A 25773-nucleotide genomic window follows, 5' to 3' on the forward strand; every position below is an offset into this window, starting at 1 on the left:
GTTATCAGCTATCAAAACATGATTTCGGACTCCGCTGACGCTATTCATTGCAAAAGGCACTTATTGGGCGTTTTTTCGGTCAATAGGTGCACTGGAGTCCGTTACAGGTTACTACGCGTATCTGAAAGTGATTACGCATGCGCTTCCGACTACGATTATGGTGAAAATTTGAGTGTTGTTCAATGGATTCGTTTATCAAGTGAGATCATAGAAATCTGGAAATAAGCAGCGGCAGATCAGTATTCGTTAATCAAACCGTGCAATCCGAATGTTATAAAACTCACATTAACCTAAGCCATAAACCTATATAATCTCTAAGGTTGAACTTTTGAACTAAATTCATTATTTTTCAGGAGGACTTTAGAGTATGAGATATAAAGCATTAGAGCTCGACAAACCGCTTACTTATGAGCTGGAAGGGTTAGAAATAGGGGTAACTTCGAACTGTAATTTCCGCTGCGATTATTGCTGTGCATATAATAGAAATGATGGACAAAGCATCAAAGCCAAAGAGGTCATCCGCATTCTGGACGAACTTCCAGGCCTTAAAAGAGTACGTTTATCAGGTGGAGAAGTGACGCTGAAGTTCGATGACTGTGTGGAAATTGTAACCTACTGCGCATCCAGAGGGATTCAGACACAACTGAATTCCAACGGCAGTCTTTTAAATGCTGAACGAATTGGCCAATTGGTTTCCGCAGGATTAACGACCATACATATTTCCTTCAATTTTACTACTGCGGAAGCTTTCTCAAAATATTATAATATTCATCCAAGCATTTATGAGAAAATAAGAGAAAATATTACCCTGTTCGCCGCAACAAGTGTAGATACTGTGCTGGAGACGCTGCTGTTCAGTGAAACCCAGGATAATATGAAGGAGATCAGCGATCATGTCTACGCAATGGGCGTGCGCACACATGAAATTCAGAACAGTATTATCATGGATCATACAGGGTGGAAGTCGATTGCTGCGCGGGAACAATTAAAGAATGCAGTGAGTGAGCTGATCGCACGGAAGAAAGAAGATACGATTCTGTATTTCACCTGCATGGACCGCTTTATGGACGCCCTTGGGTTCGAAGAGCAGCCGGGTGTGTATTTTCCTCACTGTATAGAGGGGAAGAAGCAGCTTCATTTGCATGGAAATGGCGACATTTTGATTTCAGAGCTTTGCCATCCGGTGATTATCGGCAACATTTATCAAGGAACTTCACTAAAAGATTTATACAATAATATGCCAGCGCCATTGGCACAGTTTTTGGATAAGCAACCTTGCCCAGCGCTGGATGCATTGTTTCCACAAGGCATAGAAGTTTAACACTCTATATAGATTACTTCGAGGGACCAATTTAAGAATTGGTTCCTATTTTTTATGGTAGACTTAATAAAAAACACAGATAAGGAATGTATGAGCTTCATACATAAGGTGTACTGCCAAGTGTTTGCTAATATAAGAAATGGACTTATCAAATCTAATGTTGTTCTAGAAAAGATTATGCCGTTATTAACACCCACAGCCATCGTGGTCGGTGTGCTTAACGAAAGCAGACTGCTGCCGTTCACAGGTCTCGTGCCCTGGATTTTCGCTGTAATGACGCTGATCGGTAGCTTGAAGTCCAACCTAAAGGACCTGCTAGGGGTACTTCTGAAACCCCAGAAGCTGATTATTCTAATGGTAATTTTACATATTGTAATGCCGCTGATCGGCTGGCTTGCAGCCATGGCTTTTTTTCCGGGAGATCCATATACAGTGACTGGTTATGTATTGCTGTTCGCGATTCCTACAGGTGTTGTAAGTGTGGTATGGGTGTCGATGTACGGAGGAAATATTGCATTGACATTAGCCCTTATTCTGATTGATACGCTCTTGTCGCCAATTGTTGTCCCGGGTACCTTATATTTGCTGATGGGAGCGAGTGTGGAAATTCAGCTAGGTGATATGATGAAAGGGCTGCTATGGATGGTAGTCATTCCTTCTGTAGTTGGGATGCTGCTGAATCAATGGACAAAAGGGAAAGTCAATACGGTATGTGGACCGCCGCTTGCTCCATTTGTTAAAGTCGGATTATTTGTAGTTGTTTCTATTAATGGGGCCAGCATTGCCCGTTATCTGAAACATCCGGATGGCAAATTAGCGATCATAATTGGAGTGACCTTCATAACCGTTGTGCTTGGCTATGTAATCGGAGCTTTGGTGTCACGCCGTTTCCGCTTTAGTTATGAAGATTCCGTGGCGGTGCAGTTTAATTCGGGTATGCGGAATTTAAGTGCGGGAGCTGTATTAGCAGTGAAATATTTTCCTCCTGCTGTCGCGCTTCCAGTAATTTCGGGGATGTTGTTCCAACAAATACTCGCTGCGATGTCTGGTCTATTTTTACGTAGTAGAACTAAACGACTGTTAAGTGAGGGTGCATTAATGCAAGTGAATACTGCCTCTCAGATAGAACCCTCTGCTTCTTCTAGGACAGATGATAGGTCTTGTTAGCCGGTTTGTGAAGGATATATGACCTAAAAGCTGTGATATTTTATTCATTTACATGAAAATTTTCGACATTTTATGATATATTTCTTATTTTTGCGCGATTTATATTCACTATTCAACTTTGCCACCCGATAGTAATTGTATTATTTACAATTTCATTGTTCGCAAATGAACAAGGAGTCGGAAGGATGAAAAGAATATGAAGATTCGCCTAAAGTTATCACTTGTTATGATAGGTGTGACCCTTTTATGTATTTCTGTAATGGGGATATTTACGTATTTGAAATCAACTCAGGCGATTGTGAATCTTACTGAGAATTCTATGAAGCAGGTCAATACGAACAAAGCTCAGACCATATCAGCCATGATAGCAAAAGAGCAGAGAAGCACAGAGCTTATTGCGAGCCGCTCGGAAATTGTTGATCTACTGCTGCAAGCTGGGAATGGTGGAGTTAGCAAAGGTGATAAGCTTCAGAATGAGGTGAACGCCAGTCTTCAAAGCATTGTGGAGGAAGCAGGGAACCTTGAGCACATTCTTGTCAGTGATATGAAAGGTATTAGTGTGGCTGACAGTGATACTAAGCTTATAGGGACAGATTTTAGTGAAAGAGATTATACGAAAAGAGTAATGGAGACGGCTGAGCCTGTGATCAGTGAAACGCTGAAATCAAAATCTACAGGAGCTTATGTAGTGGCTTTTGTACAGCCCGTAAAGAGTAATGGAAAGATGATTGGATTTATTGCTTCAGCTGTTTCCGCAGATAGTATGATTAAGTATTTGGCCGATACCAAAGTGGTAAACACGACGAGCTCTTACGCTTATTTACTGGATGAGAACGGCAATAAATTATATTATCCGGATAAAACACAAATTGGTCAGCCTATTGAGAATACGCAGATCGCAGCTGTTATGGAGCGTGTGAAATCTGGTGAGAAGGTAGCGGATGGCCTGCTAAATAATACATATAATGGTGTGGAAAAAAAATCTACCTATACAGTTTTGCCTGAGACGCACTGGTTGCTTGTATTAACCGCAGACCTTGATGAAATCGTGAAACCTGTCACTGATATGAGAAATTTCAACTTATTTCTTGGTGTGGGAAGTTTGATTATTGCCTTGCTGATTGCTCTTTATTTTGCTAAAAAAATCTCTTCTCCGATTGTTAAACTAACGGACATGATTAATAAAACGGCAGAATTGAATTTGACGCATGACTCAGAGTATGAGTATTTGACTAAAAACAAAGATGAAACAGGGACGATCGCCAAAGCGATGTTCCGCACCCGGGCTACACTTCGTGAGATGGCTGGAAGCTTAATTACGATCTCGTCCAAAGTGCTTGAAAATGCAGAAACGCTGGAGAAGCTGTCTATAGATGTGCGGGAAAATGCCCACGATAATTCAGCGACTACGCAGCAGCTATCGGCAGGTATGGAAGAGACCGCAGCCTCCACAGAGGAAATGACAGCAGCAATTACTGAAATTGATAACAATGTATCCGGGATCACCAATAATGTGAAGGAAGGCGCTGCCGTTTCTAGACAAATTAGTGAGCGGGCGCTGACTCTCCAAGATGAGGCAACAGAATCTACGACGAATGCTAAACAAATTTATGAATCCGTGCGAATCGATATGGAAAAAGCGATTGAGCAGTCGAGCGCGATTGCAGAGATTAATGTACTGACAGATACGATTCTATCCATTGCCAGTCAGACCAATCTGCTGGCCCTGAATGCAGCTATAGAAGCGGCAAGAGCGGGTGAGGCAGGTAAAGGTTTTGCGGTTGTAGCTGGTGAGATTCGGAAGTTGGCTGAGAAATCGTCTAAGATTGCGGCTGGAATTCAAGGTGTGGTAACAGGTGTATATTCCTCTGTTGAATCCATGAAGGAGAATTCTGAGGCATTACTTTCTTTTATTGACCAGAATGTTCTAGCAGATTATGAACGATTAACTGAGGTAAGTCAGCAATACAACAGTGATGCTGCTACTGTAAATACGCTGTTAAAACAATTCGAGAGCGCAGCCGATCATTTGAGTATGGCCATATCAAGTATTAATGTTGCCGTTAATGAAGTAGCTGCTACAGTAAACGAAGGAGCTATAGGGATTCAGGATATCGCGGTGAAAACGGCGGATATCGTGGAAAAAACATTCCTGGAGGTTACTATGGCCGATGAAAATACTCAAAGTGCCAAAGAGCTTCAGGGGTTAGTAGATAAGTTTAAGATCTAAGGGTTTGAAAAGAATTAAGGGAATCCTTATCTCTTTTTCATAAAATATTAAGCTTGCAGGGTTATAGTACATGTATAACCTCCCTTATATATAGACTTTACCCCGCCGGTCGCCGGCGGGGTCTTTTTTTTATGCGAATCTTTCTAAAAGAATATCAGGCAGTAGTTTAGCCAGTAATAAGGTAGATGGCTTCATCTAATGGAACTATAACCTCTGTTTGTTCCTTCATATCCTTCAGCCGCACCTTATCCACACTGGATTCACTCTCGCCGATCAGAATAACGTAACGGATTTTTTTGGATGAGGCTGTGGCGAGTTGCTTTTTAAGTTTTCTTTTACCGGATACCAGAGTGGTTCGGATAGAACAGGCACGGAGCTCGGCGGCTGCAATTAAAGCCTGTGGGAGCGTCTCGCCAATCGGAATGACCATAACTTCTGCTGTCTTGTGCTCTTGGATAGGACGTTCTGCAAGGAGCGCCATGATAGACTCCATACCAAAAGATAAGCCAACCGTAGGATATTGAATATCCTCTCTGCCCACCAGCTGTCCGATGATAGCGTCATATCTGCCTCCACCACCCAAGCTTGAGGTAAAGGAGCCGGATGCATCAAAGATCTCGTAGACGGTTCCAGTGTAGAAAGAAAGCCCGCGGGACAAAAAAGGATCGAAACGACAAGTCTGTTGCAGCTGAATGTCTTGGAGCAGCTTTTGCAGGACAAGAACCTCCATCGCTCCCGGTTGTCCGGTAAGACTATATTTTTCGCATAACTGCTCAAAGCTTGGATTGTCCGTTTCGATAAGCTCTAGGATAGCAGTGATGGTTGTAGGTTTGATTTCCTTGCTGATCAATTCATTTTTCACGCCGCTGAGGGTGATTTTTTCTAATTTATCCAAGGTTAGCATAACGGACAGCTGGTCCTCAGCAGGTACACCAATCGATTCCAGAATCTCACCGAGAAAACGTCTGTTGTTCCATTTTAGGATGATCGGGATATCCAGCTTGCGAAAAGCTTCTGTGGCCAGCTGCATCAATTCAGCTTCCGCCTCAGGTCCTGAAATACCAACGACATCAACATCGCATTGCAGAAATTCACGCAGGCGCCCACGTTTCACGGGACCATCACGGAATACTTTTCCGATCTCATAACGCTTGAAGGGAAACTCTATTCCAGGATTTAAAGCGATCACTTTGGCAAAAGGGATGGTCAGATCATATCGTAAGCCCAGCTTGCGGTTGCCTTGATCGGTGAGTTGGTACATCTCCTTGAGAATTTCATCCCCACCTGCATATTTCGAGGTTAATAAATCCAGTTCATTTAATAATGTGGTGTCCATGGATTCAAAATCATAGAGTTCGAACAAATCCTGCAGCGTATTTTGAATGTTCTTTCTGAGCGCCTGCTCTTTTCCGAAGTAATCATAAGTTCCTTTAATGTTTTGCATCATTAGTAGCTCCTTTGAATTGGCATAGTTTAGAGAATAAAAAAACGCGCAGGACCTCATGGTCCTGCGCGTGATCTATGCCGCAGGGAGGCCAACGCGAGTAGCGTTAGCCTCCCTGAGAAATTCAGGGTTGCTAACGCTGTTTGTGATAATAATGAAGTTGATTCAGCATGATTGTTATGGTGTTCATCAGAATCAATTCCCTTCGACATTTTGATTACTGCCGATTATAGCGGATCATTTGGAGTCGTGCAAGTAAGAATTTGTTATAACGAAGATTTTTAGTAGGCGAATGGACAGGCAATCAGCTATAATAGGGCTTCGATATTTCATAGGCGAAGGGAGCTTGTTGACGATGAATCAACCTTTAATAATAGCCCGGGCGGAAGAATTTGTTAAAGAACAACTGGGACAAGATACTACGGGTCATGACTGGTGGCACACCCATCGGGTCCGCAGCACGGCATGTGAAATTGCTGAGATCGAGCGTGCGGATGTGTTTATCTGTACGATGGCAGCCTTGCTGCATGATGTTGCAGACGAGAAGCTTAATCCGTCAAAAGAAGCAGGTCTGCTTAAAGTCCACACTTGGCTCACGGCAAACCTTACAGAGGAGGAGCAAATTCGTCATATCATGCTGATCGTTGAAACGATGTCCTTTAGTGGTGGTGGAGGAGAACCTATGCAGACTCTGGAAGGTCAAGTGGTGCAGGATGCAGATCGACTAGATGCACTTGGCGCGATTGGCATTGCCAGAACCTTTATTTTCTCAGGTGCAAAGGGACGTCCGGCTTATGATCCAGAAGTGGCTCCACGCGAGGAGTCGCTGCAAAAGGAATACAGGGATTATAGCAAGGGGACGGCTGTGAATCATTTTTATGAGAAGCTGTTGAAACTAAAATTCTTAATGAATACGGCTTATGGACGCAAGTTAGCGGAAGAACGGCATGATTTCATGTTGAATTTTCTGGACCAGTTCTATAAGGAATGGAATCAAGGACGCCAATAACTGTTATAATGATAAGTATGCACAAGATGGAAGGATCGCGGAGTTTCCGCTTTAACCAGAACAATCGGCATAGAAGAGGTTGAACGATGAGTGAATTGCAATTTAGAGATTATGAGTTAGACGAAGAGATAATTAAAGCACTGGATGTTCTGAAATTTATGACACCTACGGAGGTACAGAGCAAGGTAATTCCTGTGGCTTTGCAGCAAAAGGATCTGATTGTGAAATCGCAAACAGGCAGTGGCAAGACGGGAGCTTATGGTATTCCGCTTTGCGATCTGGTGGATTGGGTGGAGAATAAGCCGCAGGCTTTGATTCTTACGCCAACTCGAGAGCTTGCGATGCAGGTGAAAGAGGATATTACGAACATCGGACGTTTTAAACGGATTAAGGCAGTTGCTCTTTTCGGCAAGCAGCCCTTTGCCCCCCAAAAGATAGAGCTTACGCAAAAAACACATGTTGTCGTAGGTACGCCTGGACGCGTATTTGACCATATTGAAAGAGGCACACTTCCGCTAAATCGAATCAAATATTTGATCATCGATGAAGCTGACGAAATGCTGAGCATGGGCTTTATTGAGCAGATCGAGAAGATCATCAAGCAGCTGCCCAAAGAACGAGTAACCATGTTATTCTCAGCTACCTTACCCGAAGTCATTAAGAATTTGTGCCGAAAATATATGAACGATCCAACGGATATCGAGATTCAGGCAAGTGGAATTACGACGGCTACGATTGAACATGCGTTGATTGAAGTGAGACAAGCTGCCAAATTCTCTTTGCTAAGCGATATCATAACGGTGGAGAATCCGGATAGCTGTATTATTTTTTGCCGTACGCAGGAGCAGGTGAATGCTGTATTCAGAGGACTGGCGGATCTGGAATATCCTTGTGATAAGATCCATGGGGGTATGGAGCAGGATGAGCGCTTTGAGGTCATGAATGCTTTTAAAAGAGGGCAATTCCGCTATTTAATCGCTACCGATGTGGCGGCTAGAGGGATTGATATCGAGAATATCACCCATGTGATTAATTACGATATTCCACTGGAAAAAGAAAGCTACGTGCATCGTACAGGCAGAACCGCGCGTGCAGGCAAGACGGGTAAAGCGATCACTTTTGTCACTCCGAATGAGCAGAAGTGGGTAACTGAAATTGAAAGCTATATTGGCTTCAGCATTCCGCATATGAAAGCTCCTTCGGACGACGCAGTTGCCTACGCAAAGGAAGCGTTCGAGCAGAAGATCAATAAGCAGCCTGTCCGCAAAAAGGACAAAAGCGAAAGCTTAAACAAAGAGATTATGAAGCTATACTTCAACGGCGGCAAGAAAAAGAAGCTAAGAGCCGTGGATTTTGTCGGCACAATAGCAAAGCTTGAAGGTATTTCCGCCGAAGATATCGGGATTATCTCGATTCAGGACAATGTGACCTACGTGGATATTTTGAACGGTAAAGGCGCAATGGTGCTGCAAGCGATGAGAGAGACCACCGTAAAGGGCAAGCAGCTGAAGGTTCATATTGCGAAAAAATAAATCAAGGATGACAGCTTATTGCTAAGCTCCTTGCAAATATGCCGCTACTGAGGCGGTTTATAGGAAGAGGGAGTCGTGTTCACTACACGGCTCCTTCTTTAATTTGTTGTTTTATCTCAGCATTTCTATGTTTTCGTTGTGAAATTATAGAAATTAGAATATAACTTGTGAGAGGTGATAGATTGAAAGCTGAATCTAGAAGCACAAGGATGAAAGCAATCCTACAAGTTACCATTGTTATTTTCTTACATTTAATAATTATCTACCTTTTGGGAATGAAAACGGGGAAGTTGGAAGTAGAAGTAGTAAAACAAATGTTTATAATGTATGCAGCACCAATAATTCTTCTGAATGTGTCTTGCAAGATAGCTTTAAAGACGCAAAAGCTTAGGTACAACATTTCTTGGTTAGTTATTAGTATTGTTCCTAGCACGAGAATTCTATTTTATTTAAAAGAATTACAAGGAAAAGAGTCTAGAGGTTCAGGGGTTGTTGATTTAAGGTTTTTTGATATGAAGCCTGACTTTGATCAGATAAGTCTTATTTATTTTTTCCCTATAATATATTTAGGCATTCAACTAGTTTTGATTTTTTTACTATTGATCATGATAGTAACGAAAGAAAAATCAATAGCTGACTAGCATAATTTTCTTGTACGCACTAGGAATGCCGAAATGAACGGTAAAACTCCCGTACAATGAGCTGATCCAGCTGGAAGTGGCGAAATGAACGGTATAACTCCCGTACAATGAGCTGATCCAGCTGGAAGTGGCGAAATGAACGGTATAACTCCCGTACAATGAGCTGATCCAGCTGGAAATGCCGAAATGTACGGTATAACTCCCGTACAATGCGCTGATCCAGCTGGAAGTGGCGAAATGTACGGTAGAATTCCCGTACAATGTGCTGGTCCAGCTGGAAACGCCGAAATGTACGGTAGAACTCCCGTACAATGCGCTGATCCAGCTGGAAACGCCGAAATGAACGGTAGAAATCCCGTACAATGCGCTGATCCAGCTGGAAGTGGCGAAATGAACGGTATAACTCCCGTATAATGAGCTGATCCAGCTGGAAGTGGCGAAATGAACGGTAGAAATCCCGTACATTCAGCCAGCATATTATGTAACCCAAGATACAACACCATAATGGTGTCGTCTCTTGGGTTTTTTCGACGCTAAACGGATCTGATAACGCAGATCCGTTCAGCTTAAGTAAAATAAGATCGAAAATAATTAATTTTAGTTCCATAAATGGAAACAAATGTGATATTATGGCGATATAGAGCCCATACTTCACGGATGACCTGCCTAGCTTGGTTCCTCCTGAGGATAGGCTCTGATTTTTTTATGAGGAAGGTGGTGTGGCCCGAGCGGTATCGGGGACAGGAAGAAACGAAGCAATAAGGTTCGAACCTAATTCAGAAGGGAGAATCGAAGCGATGAAAAAAGGAACTTTTTTGAAAGCGCTTAATTTTGTTTTGGTTTTATGTTTGCTTGTACCTGTGTATTGGGCTGCACCCGCACATGCGGAGAACACGCTTATTCAGCAAAGCGATTTTGAAGATGGTACTGTTCAGGGCTGGAGTGGACGTGGGGAAGTTGAGGTGCTTACGGCCAAAACAGATGCGGCACGCAGCGGCACATATGGCCTGGAGGTAAGCGGCCGAACAAAAACGTGGCATGGACCTTCACTGGATGTGACTAGCCAGCTAGAAGTGGGACAAACTTATGTGTTTATTGGATGGGTGAAGCTGCCGGCCGGATCATCTAACGCGAATATCTATATGTCATTGCAGCGGACATTACCTTCTACCATTCATTATGACAATTTGACCTTTGGTGCAGTGACAGCGAACGGTTGGGTGAAGCTTCAGGCGCAGTACAAGCTATTGGAGCCGGCAGATCAACTTTCTATTTATTTTGAAGTGCCGGGTAGCGCGACAACTTCTTTTTATTTGGATGATTTTCGATTGGAAAAGCTACCGGATCTCGGTCCAATTGTCATCGAGGATGCGATTCCTTCGCTGAAGGATGTGTTTGCAAACAAATTTCTGATCGGCTCGGCTTTTACGAATAGTGAGCTGCTGACAGCTCCGGATCGGCAATTGTTATCCAAGCATTTTGATAGTGTAACGCCAGGAAATGTTCTGAAATGGGACAGCACGGAGCCGCAGGAAGGTGTGTTTAATTTCGCTGACGCTGACACGGCAGTAGCTTTTGCTACCGCAAATGGGCAGCAGGTACGTGGACATACCCTGGTCTGGCATTCGCAGACACCGGATTGGGTGTTCCGTGACGCCAGTGGTAATTTGGTCTCCAAAACGGTGTTATATGAGCGGATGAAGAGTCATATTAAGACCGTTATGGAACGTTATAAAGGTGAAATCTATGCTTGGGATGTCGTCAACGAAGTGATTGACACTTCGCAATCTGATGGCATGCGCCGCAGCCTGTGGTACCAGATCGCGGGTGAAGAGTATATTGAGAAGGCGTTCCAGTTCGCTCATGAAGCTGATCCTAACGCAAAACTATTCATCAATGACTACAATACGCATGAGCCAGCCAAAAGCCAAGCACTATACAATCTGATTGTACGACTTCAGGCTAAAGGGGTTCCTATTGACGGAGTAGGGCATCAAACGCACATCAGCTTGTATTATCCTTCGCTCTCTGAAATCGAAAATTCGATTATCAAGTTCAAGGCTTTAGGGCTGGAAACTCATATTACTGAGCTGGATATTAGTGTGTATTCTGATAATTCACAAGCCTATGAGACCTTCCCTGATCATTTGAAGCAGCGCCAAGCGGCTTTATACAAATCATTATTTGAAATCTTCCTGAGGCACACGGATACGGTCACGAATGTTACTCTCTGGGGGAAGGATGACAGTAATACTTGGCTGCGCACTTATCCGGTAGCCCGCAACAATTGGCCTTTATTATTTGATGAGCGCCTTCAATCTAAGCCGGCCTACTGGTCCGTATTGGAGACAGTGGCAGCTCCCGTAGTTCCAGCTGCTCCTGCTAACTTGAATGCAGCTGCAGGCAATGGGCTCGTGAATCTTAGCTGGAGCACCTCGGCGGGCGCAACTTCCTATACGGTGAAACGGTCACTTACGAGTGGTGGCCCTTATACCACTCTGACTACGGCTACCGGGACGAGCTATAGCGATGCGGCCGTTAGGAACGGAACGACTTATTATTATGTTGTGAATGCTGTCAATAGTGCGGGTACGAGCAGCAATTCTGTACAAGCGATGGCTACACCGCAAGGCTCGGGGCCTGTCGAACCGTTCACCGGGCTTGCAGTGGCGTATCGGACAGCGGATACTAACCCAAATGACAACCAGATGAAGCCCTATTTTAATATTAAAAATAACGGCACAACTGCAGTCGATCTTAGCGAGCTGAGCATCCGTTACTGGTATACGATCGATGGAGACAAGCCGCAATCCTTTTTCTGCGATTATGCCCAGATCGGCAACAGCAAGGTAGCAGGTAGTTTTGTAAAGCTGGACACGCCTCGAACGGGAGCAGATTACTATTTGGAAGTGAAATTCAACGCAGGTGCGGGCATGCTTGCAGCTGGAGGTGCTTCCGGGGATATTCAGACCCGGATACACAAGACAGATTGGAGCAATTTTAACGAGGCCAATGATTATTCGTTTAATTCACTTCAGACCGCTTATGCGGATTGGAACAAGGTGACCCTTTATCGGAACGGAGTGCTGGTATGGGGAACAGAGCCGCAATAGCGAAACTAGGGGAACTGAGCTTTAATTGTGCCGTTTTTAATTTTTAGGGAAAACCTCCCTGAAAATAGCTGATTTATGCTGGTTACTTAGCTTTTCAGGGAAATCCTCCCTAAATATCGCCTGAATTCCACTATTATGAGCAAATAGGGGTGAATTTGCGGGAGGTTTTCCCTGATTGCAAGGATTAGAGCAAAAAACCAAAGAAAATCAGGGAGGAATTCCTTAATCAAGCATCACGTTTGCTGCAAATAGAGGAGTTACGCGAAAAAGCAAGCCTAGTCGCCAAAAACATGGTGACTAGGCTTGCTTCATTTTTGCCCAGCTGTGGCAAATTACTTTTTAAAAGTTATATTGCGCCTGATGCAGACGGCTGTAAATTCCACCAGCATGGACTAATTCCTCATGTCTGCCTTGCTCAGCGATTCCTTCTTCATTCACGACCATAATCCGGTCGGCATTTTTGATCGTCGTCAAACGGTGAGCGATGACGAGTGTGGTTCTGCCTACGGACAGATCAGCCAGGGATTGCTGAATCGCGGCTTCGGTCTCTGTGTCCAGCGCGGAAGTAGCTTCATCCAGAATCAGAATCGGCGGATTCTTGAGGAACATGCGAGCGATAGCCAGGCGCTGCTTTTGTCCACCGGACAGCTTCACACCGCGCTCCCCGATGACTGTCTCCATTCCATCTGGCAGATTCTGAATGAGCTCCTCCAGATGAGCACGTCGCGCGGCTTCCCAGATTTCAGGCAGCTTTGCATCCAGTTTCCCATAGGCAATATTCTCGCGAATTGTCCCGGAGAACAGGAAAACATCCTGCTGCACGATCCCGATTTGTTTGCGCAGCGATTCCAGCTTCATGTCACGGATATCGATGCCATCAATCGTGATGGCCCCGGCTGTGACATCATAGAAGCGCGGAAGCAGGCTGCAGATTGTTGTTTTACCTGCGCCGGACGGTCCAACAAAGGCAATGGTTTCGCCAGCCTTTACGTTAAGGCTTATATTTTGCAGAACCGGACGATTCTCTTCGTATCCAAAAGATACATCCTGGAATGTAATGTCACCGCGCAAAGCGTTGATCTCCACGGCATCCGGTTTGTCACTGATGTCAGGTTCCGTGTCAATGATCTCCAGATAACGTCTGAAGCCGGCAATTCCTTTAGGATAACTTTCGATTACTGCATTGATTTTCTCGATAGGGCGGAAGAAGATATTCGACAACAAGATAAACGCCACAAATTCACCGATTTGCAGCTCGCCATTGATGAAGAACCATGCGCCGCAGATCATCACCAGGATAGTAATGAGGCGGGTCATCATATAGCTGACGGACAAGCTTCTAGCCATGATTTTATAAGCCAGAAGTTTTGTTTTGCGGAACATTTGATTATCTACTGCGAATAGTTCCTGTTCATGCTGCTCATTGGCAAAAGATTGCACGACCCGAATCCCACCGACATTGTCTTCGATACGGGCATTGAAACTGCCTACATTTCCAAATAGCTGACGATAAGTGGAAGTCATATTGCGCCCGAAGTAGATGATTACCCAAGCCATAATTGGAACGATAATAAAAGTAATGATCGCCAGCTTCAGATTAATATCAGCCATTAGGAGAAAGGCTCCGACAAGGGTCATGATTGCAATAAATACATCCTCAGGACCGTGATGCGCAACTTCGCCGATATCATTTAAGTCATTGGTGATTCGTCCGATTAGATGGCCTGTTTTATTATTATCAAAGAATCGGAACGAGAGTTTCTGAATATGGTCAAACATTTTTTTGCGCATATCAGTTTCGATATTTATGCCCAGCATGTGACCCCAGTAGGTGACAATATACTGCATCACCGTATTTAAGGCGTAAATCGCCAGCAGCGCAACACAAGCGATAAGAATAAGCGGCCAATCTTGACCAGGAAGCAAATCATCAATAAATTTATTGACGGCTACCGGAAAAGCCAGTTCTAGCAGTCCCGCAAAAACAGCGCAGGAGAAATCCAATATAAATAGTTTTCTATACGGACGATAGTAGGAAAAAAACCTTCGAAGCATTCTGTTCACTCTTTTCTGTGGTTTAAATATGAGTCCAATTGAAATTAATTCTCAACTACCCGATGATATGGATACTAAAGATGGCCAGCGGTTTTGTCAATAATTCGGGTATAAAATTACTTAAGGGTTGTAACTTCTAATAGAATAGTAGATGATGGTTCATAGTGTTTAAAATATTTCAAATCCTTGACAAGCTTTCTGCTTGGCGGGGTTATTTGTTTGTAATTTAGGAGGATACACGATGAAAGCATCACAACGCGAAGGACAGATTCAGAATAATAGCTTAATGGATAGCAAATATGATCGCTGGCTGCTTGTGCTGGGAATTATTTTTATCGCTGCAGCGCTGCGGGCTCCATTTACTTCTGTGGGTCCATTAATACAATTGATTCAGGATGACCTCGGCTTATCCAATACTTTAGCGGGAGCTATTACTACTTTACCATTATTAGCTTTTGCCATCTTGTCCCCGTTTGCTCCAAAGCTGGCCCGCCGTTTTGGTTTGGCTAATGTGTTATTAGTTGCCATGGTCATGCTGGCTATGGGAATTCTAATTCGCTCGGGATCTGGAGCAGGTCTGTTGTTCACAGGTACTGCTATACTTGGATTATCTATTGCCGTGTGTAATGTACTGCTTCCAGGTCTTATTAAGGGGAAGTTTCCTCACAAAATCGGGCTAATGACAGGTATCTACACGGTTTCTATGAATTTATGCGCAGCTATTGCCTCAGGAATTAGTGTACCGCTGGCAACGAATGCTGGATTCGGTTGGAGAGGGACCTTGGCCATCTGGTTTATGATCGCAGCTCTAGCAACAGTGTTCTGGATTCCGCAAATGCGTAAGCTTAATCAAGGAACCGGCTCTAAGAGTGCAGCCTCAAGCAAAAATATGTGGCGTTCATCTCTTGCTTGGAAAGTCACGATCTTTATGGGCTTACAGTCACTGCTTTATTACGTCTTTATTGCCTGGTTTTCGGTTCTCCTCGGTGAACGGGGAATGTCGTCGAGTAATGCGGGTTGGTTTCTCTCGCTCATGCAATTGGCACAGCTACCCTTTACTTTCTTCGTACCGCTGTGGGCAGGCCGGATGAAAAACCAACGTATTCTAGTTATAATCACTGCTGTTCTTTATTTCATCGCATTAGGTGGCATCTGGCAAGGCAGCAGCGCTTTAATGGCTGTCTGGGCGATATGCTTTGGTATTGCCGGAGGATTTGCCTTCGGTCTTGCGATGATGTTCTTCAGTCTAAGAACAAGAAGTACGCAAGAAGCGGCGGAGCTGTCAGGAATGGCCCAATCTGTGGGTTATGTACTGGCAGCAATGGGACCGGCATTATTCGGCTGGCTGCATGATGTAACGAACAGCTGGACGGTGCCATTAATTTTACTGCTGGGTGCAAGTGTGCTGTTGATGGTTGTCGGACTTGGTGCTGGCAGTGATCGGTACGTTGGAGATAGAAAATAGGATCCCGTGTAAAAAGAGTGTACTAACGCGTACTAAGCGCCAGTGCACTCTTTTTTTGATTATTGAACATGGGCAGTAATTCTCATCTATATTAGCTTCGTTTGTAAGCAACAACCCGGATTCTGCGATAGTCCATTACCCAGCGGCCGTCCTGATATAGCGTGGGTTTCAGTTTCTGTTCCATAGAAGAGAGAACTTCTGCGCGTTCAATGGGTGTGAGCACACTTAAGATTCCATCGGCAAAAGTATTCAACCACCGCTGAAATCCTTGCTCCAAGCCTTCCAGTGGTGTTGGCCGGTCAAAACAAAGAGCGAGGTCCACGGTCAGTCCGTGCTTCTCTAGTAGAGTTGCGTACTCGCCAATGCTGGGGAAGTACCAGGGCAAATGCAGCTTATGACTACAGCCAATGACTGCAAAAGCTTGTGGAAGTGTAGCGACGATGGAAGCAATATTGCCCAGTCCACCGAACTCGGCCACGAAACGGCCGCCTACCCGCAAGCTGGCAACGATGGACGCCGCCGCTCCGTTTGCGTCTGTTAGCCAGTGAAGGGCAGCGTTGCTGAACACAGCATCGACTGGCTGTTCCGCGACATAAGTTTGCCCATCAGCTAAGACAAAGCTTAGATGGGGATGTTTGTCACGGGCTGTCTGAATCATTTCGGCAGAGGCATCAATACCTGTCACAGTGGCGCCTCTAGCAGCAATGGCTGCCGCCAAATCTCCGGTTCCACAGCCCCAATCGATAATCTGTTCGCCAGGCTGTGGGCGAAGCAGCTCAATCAAAGACTCTCCAAACTGAGACACAAAGGCCATATCAGTATCATAGGTTTGGGTATTCCACTGCTGGTTCATAAGTATTCATCCTTTCTATTGATAGATTATTCAGACATCTCCGTCATAACGCCATACTTTATCTATGTTGTACCATATGAGATCTTATAATAGAAATATATAAACTGAATAATATTGATTGGTTGTGCCTATGAGGTCTATATATAGCCCAATTCAATAATACAAAAACCTTGCGTTTTATATGCAAAGGGAGTATAGTATTATGTACAGGCGGTTTTGGTCGCCAGTTACATAATACGCGGTCATGGCGGAATTGGCAGACGCGCTGGCTTCAGGTGCCAGTGGTAGCAATATCGTGGAGGTTCGAGTCCTCTTGACCGCATCATAGCTTAATAGAAAGCCCCTAAATTCGCTCCTATGGCGATTTGGGGGCTTTTTTATTTGCAATTATCATGTAGCTAAATTAGCAATTATGTAGCTGAGCAGCAGTCATGTAGATCAATAGCATCCAACTGATGAATCTCAGCGTTCTCAAACAAATTAACGAAACTATCTCTAAATACAGTCACCGCCAGAGCGCATGGTGTTCTTTAGGTCCATAAACGGAACCTAGGTGAACGGTGTTAAACTAACGGACCGTATGGCCGTTATTATTGATATTTGGCACATTTTACAGGGGTTTCGGACTGCATAGCGCTTATTGCTAAGGAATCGTGTGAAAAGCGAGTGTTTGGTGACGAATAGCTGCATCTGAGTCCGAACGTAAGCTAAAACACGCTATTTTTCGGAAATAGCTGCATCTGAGTCCGATACATCATAATGAGGAAGGAATAGTTGGCACGGTGGGAGTATCTATCTGCTGAGTAGCCCCCCCAACAAATCCGTCCTTAGCTAAGTGCTGGGCGGTTTTTTTGTTGCGCTCATAATCGCTGCGAAGAATAAAATGGGTGTTTTTGTATTGACAATTATATCGGCTTCCGTAATAATGGTATTACGGAAGCCGATATATCGACAACAGTAATAGAATGGGGATGAAATGATGCCTGAAAGCACAGAAAGAGGCGCATTAACTGAAGCTGTATTTTATATCTTATTGTCTCTATATACAGCAATGCACGGATACGCAATTATGCAGAATGTGAAGGACTTAAGTAACGGTCGGGTTGATCTGGGCGCGGGCACTTTATACGGAGCACTTAACACTTTACTGGAAAAAGGCTGGATAAAAGCAGTGGAAGGGGAGCAAGGTTCCCGTCGAAAAGAATACGAAATTACCGACTTAGGAAAGTCAGTGATTCAGGGAGAGATTATCCGTCTGGAAGAATTGATAGCGAATGGGAAGAGAATAGCTGGAGGTGAATCCAAATGAAACATGTGGTTCGCAAGCTGATTTGGGATTATGAGAAGGAAGAAAAGTGGCTTAATGAAATGTCTGCGAAGGGGATGGCTCTATCAGAATTATCTTGGTGCAAATATGTGTTTACAGAGACCCCCAATAATGAGTACACGTATAGAATTGAGCTTTTAGATAACATGCCTGATCATCCGGATAGCATCAAATATCTCAAGTTTTTAGAGGAAAACGGTATAGATTGTGTTAGTACTTACATGCGCTGGGTTTACCTTAGAAAGAAGTCGGGAGAAGGTCCGTTTGATATTTACACAGATCTGGAATCCAGAATAAAACACTATAAGCGAATCAACAGGTTATGGAAATCTGTAATGTGGCTAGAGTTGATTTTAGGTCTATTTAATGTGATGATTGGTGTAATAAATTATTCTTTTTCATCACAGGATCTCAGTATAGTAAACGTAATAATGGGCGGAATGTTGATTTTGTTAGGTCTTGTTTTTTTAATTATTGGTGCACCTATCCGTAAGAAAATTAAGAAGCTTCAGCTGGAAAATTTGATAATAGAATAGGACTTTAGAGTTGTAACATGCACACACGGCAAGTTTCCTTTTCAAAGGGAGACTTGCTGTTTATTTTTGCGCAGTTTTACTGCGAAATTTACCAGTCTATCATTTAGGACTCAACTATCAAGCTTATTTACCGAAAAAAAGGTATACTGAAATTATTACAAGTTTGTTAATATAGTCCCCCATTTTCAAAAGAGGAGGCTTACAGGTGTCTGATTTTCTTTTTAAGCAGCTATACTTACGGTCTTCTATCGGGATTGCGGTAGTCTCTCCGAAGGACGGGACGTTATTACAATCGAATCCTGCGCTATGCCAAATGTTTGGTTATGCAGAAGAAGATCTTTTGAATATAAATTATCTGGATCTTGTGTATCCGGAAGATAAAACTAATAACGATCATTCCGTTATCCTGAACGATCTGCTAGCTGAGCCTGGGACTGCATTGGAGAAAGAACGGCGGTTTTTGCGTAAGGATGGCGAAATCATCTGGGTAGCCCAACATATATTTTTAATCTATCAGGAGAATTCCAGTGAACCCTATGTCCTGATTTCTGAGTTAACGGATATCACTGACCGAAAACTTGCTGAACAGAAGATTCAGGAAGATGAGCATTTATATAATTTGATCACGCAAAATACACCGGATATGATTTCTTTTGGCGATCCTGACGGAACACTGCACTACGTATCTCCCTCAGTGGAGCTGCTGTTAGGTTATTCTGCACAAGAAATGATAGGTACCAAAAGACCCGAGTATTATCACGTAGATGATGCTCTTGAGATGATTGAACAAGGCAAGCTATATTCGGATATGGACGTATTTACTCGTAGAGCCCGTCATAAAGATGGACATTATTTGTGGATCGAGAGTTCTTCCCAAGTGGTACGTGATGAGCAGGGGAACATTAAACAGATATTAACCATTGGTCGCGATATTACTCAGCGCAAGAAATACGAGGATATGCTGGCTAAAGCTCAACACCTTGCGAAGATGGGATCCTGGGAATGGGATATGACAAAATCACGGCTGACGGTTTCCAGAGAGATGCGTAATATTTTTGGCTTTTTGGAAGATGAGAGCAATCAGTCTTATTTTGATTACAGACGTGTTTTTGCTTGCATTGATCCTGACGATTTCATCAGACTTGAACAGTTAGTACATCAATCCATGGAGAATGGGACTAATGGCGAAGCAACGGTCCGTATTCATAGTGCGGATGGAGAGCTGAAGTTTCTGGATGTGCACTGGGAAGTGATTACAGATGAAGAAGGAAGACTGCTGCAGATCAGCGGGATAGCCCAGGATGTGACCGAACGTCAACGAATGGAAGAACAACTGCGGGAAAGTGAGCAGAACTATCGTCTGATCTCAGAAAATTCTATGGACTTCATTTCACGTAATGCAGCGGACGGGAGCTTTACCTATCTGTATGCCTCACCCATCTGCCAGACTATGTTTGGCTATGCACCAGAAGAAATGTGCGGAACTAGAGGGATTGATTACATACATCCGGAGGACAGAATCAAATTAACTTCATATCTCAGCAATTGTATGGAAGGGAAGAAGCTTGAGCCTGTTATTCTCCGGTTTTTTTGCAAAGACGGAACCTTTATTTGGACAGAAACGACTCTGCGGTATATTTACTCTGAGACCTGCGGGAATCAGGAGCTTGTCTGTGTAACCCGCGACATTGGGGAACGTACGCGTCATTTTGAAGAAATACAGAAATTAAGTAACGAGTATGCGCTGATCTTGAATTCGGTCTCTGAAGGCATATTTGGGATGAACCTTGAAGGCAATACGATGTTCATTAATCCAGCAGCCATTACTATGTTGGGATTCGATCCTACTGAGTGGGGAAACAGCAAATTTCATGCGATTCACCAAACCTGGCTGGATAACGAGTCTTTTACAGGAATTCAGAAGACGCTGCTTCCTTCACGCTCCAGTAATCTCACTATTGAAGATAGGGAGGGGGTGTTTTGGAGGCAGGATGGTTCAAGCTTTTTAGTCAGATATCGAATGACCCCACTGTTTGATGGTGATGAACGGATTGGGGCGGTTGTCGTCTTTCGAGATATTACGGAGGAGAAGGAGATTGTGCGGGCGAAGGAGTCTGCGGAGGAAGCGGACCGGGCAAAATCGGAGTTCCTAGCGATCATGAGCCATGAGCTGCGCACGCCTATGAACGGCATTATTGGGATGGCTGATCTTTTATCTGGGACGGAGCTGGATGAAGAGCAAAGCTACTACACACAGATCATTAACAAAAGCGGTGAGGCATTGCTTCACATTCTGAATGAAGTGCTGGATTTCAGCAAAATTGAAGCAGGCATGATGACGCTTGAACTACAAATGGTGGATTTGCATGAAGTGATACAAAACGTTTGTGAACTGTTTTATCCGAAGGTTAAGGAGAAAGGGCTTTTACTTACTAGCGAGCTATCTCCTGAGCTTCCAGCCGTCATCATGACTGATGGGGCGAGATTGCGTCAAATTCTCGTAAATCTGGTTGGGAACGCAGTGAAATTTACGGAGACAGGTGAAATCAGTATCTCTGTTATGTTAGAAGCTTCAGAGGCATCCGGAAATCTTATCGTGAAATTTATCGTAAAAGATACAGGATTGGGGATTCCAGTTTCCAGCCAAGGTTTATTATTTCAATCCTTCTCGCAATTGCATCCGTCGATCAATCGTAAATATGGTGGAACTGGGCTTGGACTTGCCATAAGTAAAAAGCTGGCCGAGCTTCTTGGCGGATCTATCGGTGTCAATAGCTGTGAGGATGAAGGCTCGGAGTTTTATTTTACAGTGGAAGTCTCTCTACCCAAAGAGGAATGGGATCAGAAAGTGACCGTCAACGCCTCAACAGATGTGGTCAGAAATGATAAATCTGCTGCTAAAGAGTTAACTACCGGTGAGTATGGACCGATGTCCATTCTTATTGCAGAAGATCATCCTGTGAATCAGCAGCTTATGCAGGCTTATCTGAAAAAGAGGGGATATGTTCCTGACATCGCTTTAAATGGTGAGGAAGCGGTTCGGGCTGTGCTTTCCAATCATTATGATCTGGTATTTATGGATATTCAGATGCCTATTATGGATGGAATAGAAGCAACGGGAATCATACGTGAGAAGCTTGGGCTGACACCAATTATCATTGCGGCTACAGCTTTTGCAAGAGATGAAGATAAGATGATGTGTCTTAGTGCTGGAATGCAGGATTTCATTTCTAAACCCATCTCGATAAAAGAGCTCGACCGGGTATTAAGAGAATGGTCTGCCCAAATTCGTTTAGGTGAGCATCATTGACAAATAGGGTTATGATTAATATATTGATATTAATCGTAATCATTACGTATATTATTTGTCATGAAAGGATTCTTACCTTGTTAACAATGAAGCGCGGGGATATTTTAATTATTGTGATAGCCTTGTTAGCTGCGGGCTTGATTTATGGCATGAAGTGGTGGGACAGCAGCAATGAGCAGTATCAGCAAGGGGATTTGAAAGCTATAATTACGGTGGATGGTAAAGAGTACAAAACCGTTTCTTTGACTAAAGAAGAACAAATTATAGATATTCAAACGAAATTCGGCCACAATACGCTAAAGGTGTTTGATTATGGAATCCAAATGATCTATTCTGATGCTCCCTTGAGAATCGCTTTAGAAATGGGGTTCATCTCAAGACCCAAACAGCAAATTATCTGTATTCCAGCTCGTATTATGGTAGAAGTATTTAATCCTAATAAGTCTGAGAATGATGAGGATGAGCTAGATGCGATTATTTAGTAATCTTAGTTGAACCTTCTAACTCTTTCCATGCGGTGATAGAGTCAGGACTGGTGTAAATGTAAGGTGTTGCGGGTTGTTTGATAGGTGTAATAGACTCAGCACTAATTTGCATAATTTCTTGACCTTTATAGGGAACAACTTGAAGCTTGCCCCGGACCTCTATCCAGGTATCGGTAGGCAGGCTTTTTAGTTTGCCGGAATCCACTAATATCCCAAAGGGTGTAGCATCGGCAGTGCAGCATTGGACCAGAAATCTACCTATGGCAAAAGAATTCTCTGAATGTTCACCTTGATCACGATATAAAAAGCCGGAAATAGTAATTTCTTTGCCTGCAAATTGTTGTTTGTACATCTCAAGGGCACCTAAGGTTTCGGAGAAAATCGCTGAATAAACTGGGACCACAGGTTGTGCATAAAGGATCTTGGCCAGCTCGGTAAGCTCCTCATGGTAAGGATCAATGGACTCGAATCTCGCGGAATTTTTAGCTTCAGTGGGCAAGGAGGATAGGGAGATTCCTTTTTTAGCAGCGGCCATACTTCCCAAAGCGCGATCCGGAAGGAGAAATCCGAGCAGCAGTGGAAAAAGGAATAATCCATATAGCGCTGTACTTTTGAAAAAAGAATGTGGAAGCCGATGCTCGCAGTCACAGAGAACACTACCCTTGCCAAATAAAGCCTGTACGGCCAGACTGAGCGCCATAAGTGTCAGCGGGATTGGACATAATTGAACCCAGCGTGCCAGCTTGGGCGCTACATAATAATGCAAAGCGTCCTGCTGTACCAGATGCCCGATATAGAGGGCGAAAGCGAGCAGAATGACCGCCCTTAACAAATAGTGAAACCGGATGCTTCGAGAGTCATTCATGCTCTATCCTCCTACCCATGTTGTAAGCAACAGCTTACCACCTCTATGAATTACAGCCACAAGGACATGAATACCGCCCCAATAAACACGCTTGCGAAGATCAGAAAGAACAAATAAAGAGCGAATTTGGTCTTAAACAGTGAGAGCAACATCAATGAATTTTTGAAATCCAGCATCGGTCCGAATACCATAAAAGCGAGCAGAGCACCAGATGGAAAAGAATGTACGAAGGTGGAAGCTACAAAGGCATCTGAGGTGGAACAAAGTGAGAGCACAAATGCCAGTCCCATCATGAAAAAATATGAACCCAGCGGCTTAGCTCCGATCGCAGCCAGACTGTCTTGAACCATAAATGTCTGAATGCCAGCGGTTAATAAGCAACCGATAATTAAATATTTTCCCATCTCAAAAAACTCATCTGAGGTATGGACGAAGACAGCGGCTATTTTTCCCCCACGAGAATTATTGTGATGAGCTTCCCCTGTTTCACGTTGAACATTTAGGCGGATGGGAGATTTTTTAACCGTTGCGTAGATTATCAAACCTATGAGACAGGCTACAACAAAAGCCAGACCCATACGGGCATAGGCCAGCTCCGAGTGGCTGCGAAATGCTGTCATGGTCGCCCCATAGACGACAGGATTTAGGATCGGTCCGGACAAAATAAACACGATAGCCACGTAAACAGGCATACCTTTATGGATAAGTCGGCGGACGAGCGGGATCATTCCACATTCGCAGACCGGAAAAATAATTCCGAGCAGACATGCGAACAGAATGGCCGGAAGAGGTCGCCGCGGAATCCACCGGGAAATCATTTCATCCGGGATAAAGACGCGAAGCAGTGAAGATAACAATGCTCCTGCTAATACAAACGGCAAGGCTTCCAGCAATATGCCGATAAAAGCGGTTTTGAAGGTGTCGATGTATGCATTATCCAGCAGCTCCAGATGATTCGGCAGCCATACAAAGCCAATGATAATCAGGAACGAGATCGGGAGGAGCAACGGCAGTATTTTTAATGGTGAAAAGGTAGTCAAAACTCGAATAAGGCGGACCACCGATCTGCCAGCTGTTCTTCATCTATATTCATCCCGATGAACACCACATAAGGCATACCAGGATAACGAGAGGCTTCCCAGGTAGTACGCATCCCCGCATATTGAACAAGCTGAACCGGCTCCTGTTCGGACAAAAGAATATGCCCCTTGGCACGTAACAGGTTGTCACCCCATTCTTGGAAGAAGGCCTCTAGGCGTTCTTTAGAAGGCATAGTTGTCCTTACCTGCGGAATGGTTAACGTGATGGCTGTTACCTGCGAGAAAGAAGCGTGCTGCTCCTCATGCAGCTCTTTTACAGCGGTTCCCCCATGCTCTGAATGCATTTGTTTCAGTGATGCTCCTTTGAAGGTTTGAGGCGCTCGCTGTGGAGCCGGAGCTATAATTTTACGTGGGATTATTCCTGACAATATCGGAGACAGGTTGATTTCACTGTAATGGGTGTATACAATTTCAGCCTCCGTATTTTGTTTACGAACTCCCTTTTCAATTCTCCATAAGGTTTCCGGCTCTACGAGATCGCTTTTATTAACGACAATAAGATCAGCTGTGGAGAGCTGCTTACGCAGGGTCCGAACGAGCTGTTTGTCAGAGGAGAGTCTGCTGTTATATTCCAGAGCATTTTCCGCATCTAACAGAGTGATGGTATAGTGCAGCTCCACCAGATCCTGTAGAGGGGTTTCCTGCAACGTTTTGGCGATTTCTTCAGGATCGGCGACGCCGGTCAACTCCATGTAAATGGCATCTGGACGTCCTCTCAGCAGCACCATCAGGCTATCTGCCAAATCCTCTTTACGGCTACAACATACGCATCCGTCCAGCAGTTTAGTTACAGCTGTACCGGTATGCTCCTGCAGAATATACCCGTCCACATCCCGTTTGCCCAGTTCATTCATTACTACTCCTGGATTCAGCCCTCTTACCTTGCTTTCTTTCAGCAGGGACAACAGCAGAGTTGTCTTCCCGCTCCCCAGAAACCCGCTCAAAATAATTACTGGTATCTTCATGATCTCCACTCCTGCCTGATTCTCTAGGAATTACAAGAATCATATTTTTTATAATTCCATCTATACGTAATTTGTCCACCAGAAAGACCACAAAATTAAGAGAGTTGAAATTTTTACAAGATCATAGTTGACAGATTGTGAATAAACCGTGTACGATGTGTTAATCGTAATTATTACGATTTGATCAAAAGGAGATGGAAACGATGAGAGTAATCATTACTTTGGCATGTACGGAGACAGGAGATCGCAACTATACCACTACCAAGAATAAGCGAAATCATCCAGGGCGTATGGAAATGAAAAAATATTGTCCACGCCTAAAGAGAGTAACCTTACATCGCGAAACCCGTTAAGG

General features: G+C 44.0%; 20 protein-coding genes and 1 tRNA gene. 14 read left to right on the forward strand and 7 right to left on the reverse strand.

Going from position 1 to position 25773, the window contains the following annotated elements; translation table 11 throughout:
- The first annotated feature begins 367 nt into the window (after window positions 1–367).
- The 3 genes from NSQ50_RS09710 (at window position 368) to NSQ50_RS09720 (ending at window position 4718) form a co-directional block, all read left to right on the forward strand.
- Entirely contained in the window at window positions 368–1321 is a 954-nt protein-coding gene (locus NSQ50_RS09710; RefSeq protein WP_038569765.1) for a radical SAM protein, read from the forward strand.
- 177 nt (window positions 1322–1498) lie between these two features.
- Window positions 1499–2488: a bile acid:sodium symporter family protein gene (locus NSQ50_RS09715; protein WP_052097453.1), complete on the forward strand. Its 990-nt coding sequence runs from the start codon at window positions 1499–1501 to the stop codon at window positions 2486–2488.
- Window positions 2489–2684: 196 nt separating this feature from the next.
- Window positions 2685–4718, forward strand: coding sequence for a methyl-accepting chemotaxis protein (locus tag NSQ50_RS09720; RefSeq protein ID WP_038569767.1), 2034 nt, complete (start codon window positions 2685–2687; stop codon window positions 4716–4718).
- A 166-nt stretch (window positions 4719–4884) separates the two neighbouring features.
- Here the strand turns inward: NSQ50_RS09720 and NSQ50_RS09725 are convergent, their stop codons facing one another.
- Window positions 4885–6165, reverse strand: a complete 1281-nt coding sequence (locus NSQ50_RS09725; RefSeq protein WP_305953504.1) for a histidine--tRNA ligase — start codon at window positions 6163–6165, stop codon at window positions 4885–4887.
- Between the two features lie 352 nt (window positions 6166–6517).
- Between NSQ50_RS09725 and NSQ50_RS09730 the strand changes: the two genes are divergently transcribed.
- The 3 genes from NSQ50_RS09730 to NSQ50_RS09740 all read left to right on the forward strand — a co-directional run bounded on the left by NSQ50_RS09730 (window position 6518) and on the right by NSQ50_RS09740 (window position 9344).
- Complete coding sequence (locus NSQ50_RS09730; protein WP_036679342.1) at window positions 6518–7171, forward strand: HD domain-containing protein; 654 nt, start codon at window positions 6518–6520, stop codon at window positions 7169–7171.
- Between the two features lie 86 nt (window positions 7172–7257).
- Window positions 7258–8703, forward strand: coding sequence for a DEAD/DEAH box helicase (locus NSQ50_RS09735; protein ID WP_036679344.1), 1446 nt, complete (start codon window positions 7258–7260; stop codon window positions 8701–8703).
- A gap of 209 nt (window positions 8704–8912) precedes the next feature.
- Window positions 8913–9344: a hypothetical protein gene (locus tag NSQ50_RS09740; protein ID WP_143760477.1), complete on the forward strand. Its 432-nt coding sequence runs from the start codon at window positions 8913–8915 to the stop codon at window positions 9342–9344.
- 19 nt (window positions 9345–9363) lie between these two features.
- Here NSQ50_RS09740 and NSQ50_RS09745 read toward each other — a convergent pair whose 3' ends face one another.
- On the reverse strand, window positions 9364–9951 hold the full coding sequence (locus NSQ50_RS09745) for a hypothetical protein (protein ID WP_339192878.1): 588 nt from the start codon (window positions 9949–9951) through the stop codon (window positions 9364–9366).
- A 190-nt stretch (window positions 9952–10141) separates the two neighbouring features.
- On the opposite strand from NSQ50_RS09745, the gene NSQ50_RS09750 reads away from it, so the two are divergent.
- On the forward strand, window positions 10142–12457 hold the full coding sequence (locus tag NSQ50_RS09750; RefSeq protein ID WP_076140909.1) for an endo-1,4-beta-xylanase: 2316 nt from the start codon (window positions 10142–10144) through the stop codon (window positions 12455–12457).
- Window positions 12458–12796: 339 nt separating this feature from the next.
- On the opposite strand, the gene NSQ50_RS09755 is transcribed toward NSQ50_RS09750, so the two are convergent.
- Window positions 12797–14512, reverse strand: coding sequence for an ABC transporter ATP-binding protein (locus NSQ50_RS09755; protein ID WP_036679350.1), 1716 nt, complete (start codon window positions 14510–14512; stop codon window positions 12797–12799).
- A gap of 286 nt (window positions 14513–14798) precedes the next feature.
- Between NSQ50_RS09755 and NSQ50_RS09760 the strand changes: the two genes are divergently transcribed.
- Window positions 14799–15977: a CynX/NimT family MFS transporter gene (locus NSQ50_RS09760; RefSeq protein WP_249267669.1), complete on the forward strand. Its 1179-nt coding sequence runs from the start codon at window positions 14799–14801 to the stop codon at window positions 15975–15977.
- A gap of 91 nt (window positions 15978–16068) precedes the next feature.
- Here the strand turns inward: NSQ50_RS09760 and NSQ50_RS09765 are convergent, their stop codons facing one another.
- On the reverse strand, window positions 16069–16830 hold the full coding sequence (locus NSQ50_RS09765) for a methyltransferase domain-containing protein (RefSeq protein ID WP_036679355.1): 762 nt from the start codon (window positions 16828–16830) through the stop codon (window positions 16069–16071).
- Window positions 16831–17068: 238 nt separating this feature from the next.
- Between NSQ50_RS09765 and NSQ50_RS09770 the strand changes: the two genes are divergently transcribed.
- From NSQ50_RS09770 to NSQ50_RS09790, 5 genes are all read left to right on the forward strand, one after another.
- A tRNA-Leu gene (locus NSQ50_RS09770) sits at window positions 17069–17152 on the forward strand.
- A 657-nt stretch (window positions 17153–17809) separates the two neighbouring features.
- Entirely contained in the window at window positions 17810–18139 is a 330-nt protein-coding gene (locus tag NSQ50_RS09775) for a PadR family transcriptional regulator (protein WP_036679357.1), read from the forward strand.
- Window positions 18136–18693, forward strand: coding sequence for a DUF2812 domain-containing protein (locus NSQ50_RS09780; protein WP_036679361.1), 558 nt, complete (start codon window positions 18136–18138; stop codon window positions 18691–18693). Before NSQ50_RS09775 ends, NSQ50_RS09780 begins: the two co-directional genes overlap by 4 nt.
- A 205-nt stretch (window positions 18694–18898) precedes the next feature.
- Entirely contained in the window at window positions 18899–22003 is a 3105-nt protein-coding gene (locus NSQ50_RS09785) for a PAS domain-containing hybrid sensor histidine kinase/response regulator (protein ID WP_076223280.1), read from the forward strand.
- A gap of 11 nt (window positions 22004–22014) precedes the next feature.
- Window positions 22015–22485 carry a NusG domain II-containing protein gene (locus NSQ50_RS09790; protein ID WP_256719396.1) on the forward strand — a complete coding sequence of 157 codons (471 nt, stop codon included), beginning with the start codon at window positions 22015–22017 and terminating at the stop codon, window positions 22483–22485.
- Here NSQ50_RS09790 and NSQ50_RS09795 read toward each other — a convergent pair.
- The 3 genes from NSQ50_RS09795 to NSQ50_RS09805 are packed head-to-tail and all read right to left on the reverse strand — an operon-like array spanning window position 22478 to window position 25418.
- Window positions 22478–23353 carry a TIGR03943 family putative permease subunit gene (locus tag NSQ50_RS09795; RefSeq protein ID WP_038569778.1) on the reverse strand — a complete coding sequence of 292 codons (876 nt, stop codon included), beginning with the start codon at window positions 23351–23353 and terminating at the stop codon, window positions 22478–22480. The genes NSQ50_RS09790 and NSQ50_RS09795 overlap by 8 nt on opposite strands.
- A 50-nt stretch (window positions 23354–23403) precedes the next feature.
- Window positions 23404–24393 carry a permease gene (locus tag NSQ50_RS09800; RefSeq protein WP_038569780.1) on the reverse strand — a complete coding sequence of 330 codons (990 nt, stop codon included), beginning with the start codon at window positions 24391–24393 and terminating at the stop codon, window positions 23404–23406.
- A complete protein-coding gene (locus tag NSQ50_RS09805) occupies window positions 24390–25418 on the reverse strand; it encodes a CobW family GTP-binding protein (protein WP_036679372.1) in 1029 nt (342 codons plus the stop codon). Before NSQ50_RS09805 ends, NSQ50_RS09800 begins: the two co-directional genes overlap by 4 nt.
- A 203-nt stretch (window positions 25419–25621) precedes the next feature.
- On the opposite strand from NSQ50_RS09805, the gene rpmG reads away from it, so the two are divergent.
- Window positions 25622–25771: a 50S ribosomal protein L33 gene (gene rpmG / locus NSQ50_RS09810; RefSeq protein ID WP_076098468.1), complete on the forward strand. Its 150-nt coding sequence runs from the start codon at window positions 25622–25624 to the stop codon at window positions 25769–25771.
- Window positions 25772–25773 lie beyond the last annotated feature (2 nt).

The organism is Paenibacillus sp. FSL R10-2788 (genome assembly GCF_038003885.1).
Classification (GTDB): Bacteria; Bacillota; Bacilli; order Paenibacillales; family Paenibacillaceae; genus Paenibacillus_AQ; species Paenibacillus_AQ odorifer.

Excerpts from the sequence above, each read along its gene's own strand:
- NSQ50_RS09765 (WP_036679355.1), bottom strand. The coding sequence starts at position 16,830 with ATGAACCAGCAGTGGAATACCCAAACCTATGATACTGATATGGCCTTT.
- NSQ50_RS09750 (WP_076140909.1), top strand. The coding sequence starts at position 10,142 with ATGAAAAAAGGAACTTTTTTGAAAGCGCTTAATTTTGTTTTGGTTTTA.
- NSQ50_RS09710 (WP_038569765.1), top strand. The coding sequence starts at position 368 with ATGAGATATAAAGCATTAGAGCTCGACAAACCGCTTACTTATGAGCTG.
- NSQ50_RS09780 (WP_036679361.1), top strand. The coding sequence starts at position 18,136 with ATGAAACATGTGGTTCGCAAGCTGATTTGGGATTATGAGAAGGAAGAA.
- NSQ50_RS09790 (WP_256719396.1), top strand. The coding sequence starts at position 22,015 with ATGATTAATATATTGATATTAATCGTAATCATTACGTATATTATTTGT.
- NSQ50_RS09725 (WP_305953504.1), bottom strand. The coding sequence starts at position 6,165 with ATGATGCAAAACATTAAAGGAACTTATGATTACTTCGGAAAAGAGCAG.
- NSQ50_RS09740 (WP_143760477.1), top strand. The coding sequence starts at position 8,913 with ATGAAAGCAATCCTACAAGTTACCATTGTTATTTTCTTACATTTAATA.
- rpmG (WP_076098468.1), top strand. The coding sequence starts at position 25,622 with ATGAGAGTAATCATTACTTTGGCATGTACGGAGACAGGAGATCGCAAC.
- NSQ50_RS09715 (WP_052097453.1), top strand. The coding sequence starts at position 1,499 with ATGCCGTTATTAACACCCACAGCCATCGTGGTCGGTGTGCTTAACGAA.
- NSQ50_RS09735 (WP_036679344.1), top strand. The coding sequence starts at position 7,258 with ATGAGTGAATTGCAATTTAGAGATTATGAGTTAGACGAAGAGATAATT.
- NSQ50_RS09755 (WP_036679350.1), bottom strand. The coding sequence starts at position 14,512 with ATGCTTCGAAGGTTTTTTTCCTACTATCGTCCGTATAGAAAACTATTT.
- NSQ50_RS09795 (WP_038569778.1), bottom strand. The coding sequence starts at position 23,353 with ATGAATGACTCTCGAAGCATCCGGTTTCACTATTTGTTAAGGGCGGTC.
- NSQ50_RS09730 (WP_036679342.1), top strand. The coding sequence starts at position 6,518 with ATGAATCAACCTTTAATAATAGCCCGGGCGGAAGAATTTGTTAAAGAA.
- NSQ50_RS09745 (WP_339192878.1), bottom strand. The coding sequence starts at position 9,951 with ATGGAACTAAAATTAATTATTTTCGATCTTATTTTACTTAAGCTGAAC.
- NSQ50_RS09775 (WP_036679357.1), top strand. The coding sequence starts at position 17,810 with ATGCCTGAAAGCACAGAAAGAGGCGCATTAACTGAAGCTGTATTTTAT.
- NSQ50_RS09805 (WP_036679372.1), bottom strand. The coding sequence starts at position 25,418 with ATGAAGATACCAGTAATTATTTTGAGCGGGTTTCTGGGGAGCGGGAAG.
- NSQ50_RS09760 (WP_249267669.1), top strand. The coding sequence starts at position 14,799 with ATGGATAGCAAATATGATCGCTGGCTGCTTGTGCTGGGAATTATTTTT.
- NSQ50_RS09720 (WP_038569767.1), top strand. The coding sequence starts at position 2,685 with ATGAAGATTCGCCTAAAGTTATCACTTGTTATGATAGGTGTGACCCTT.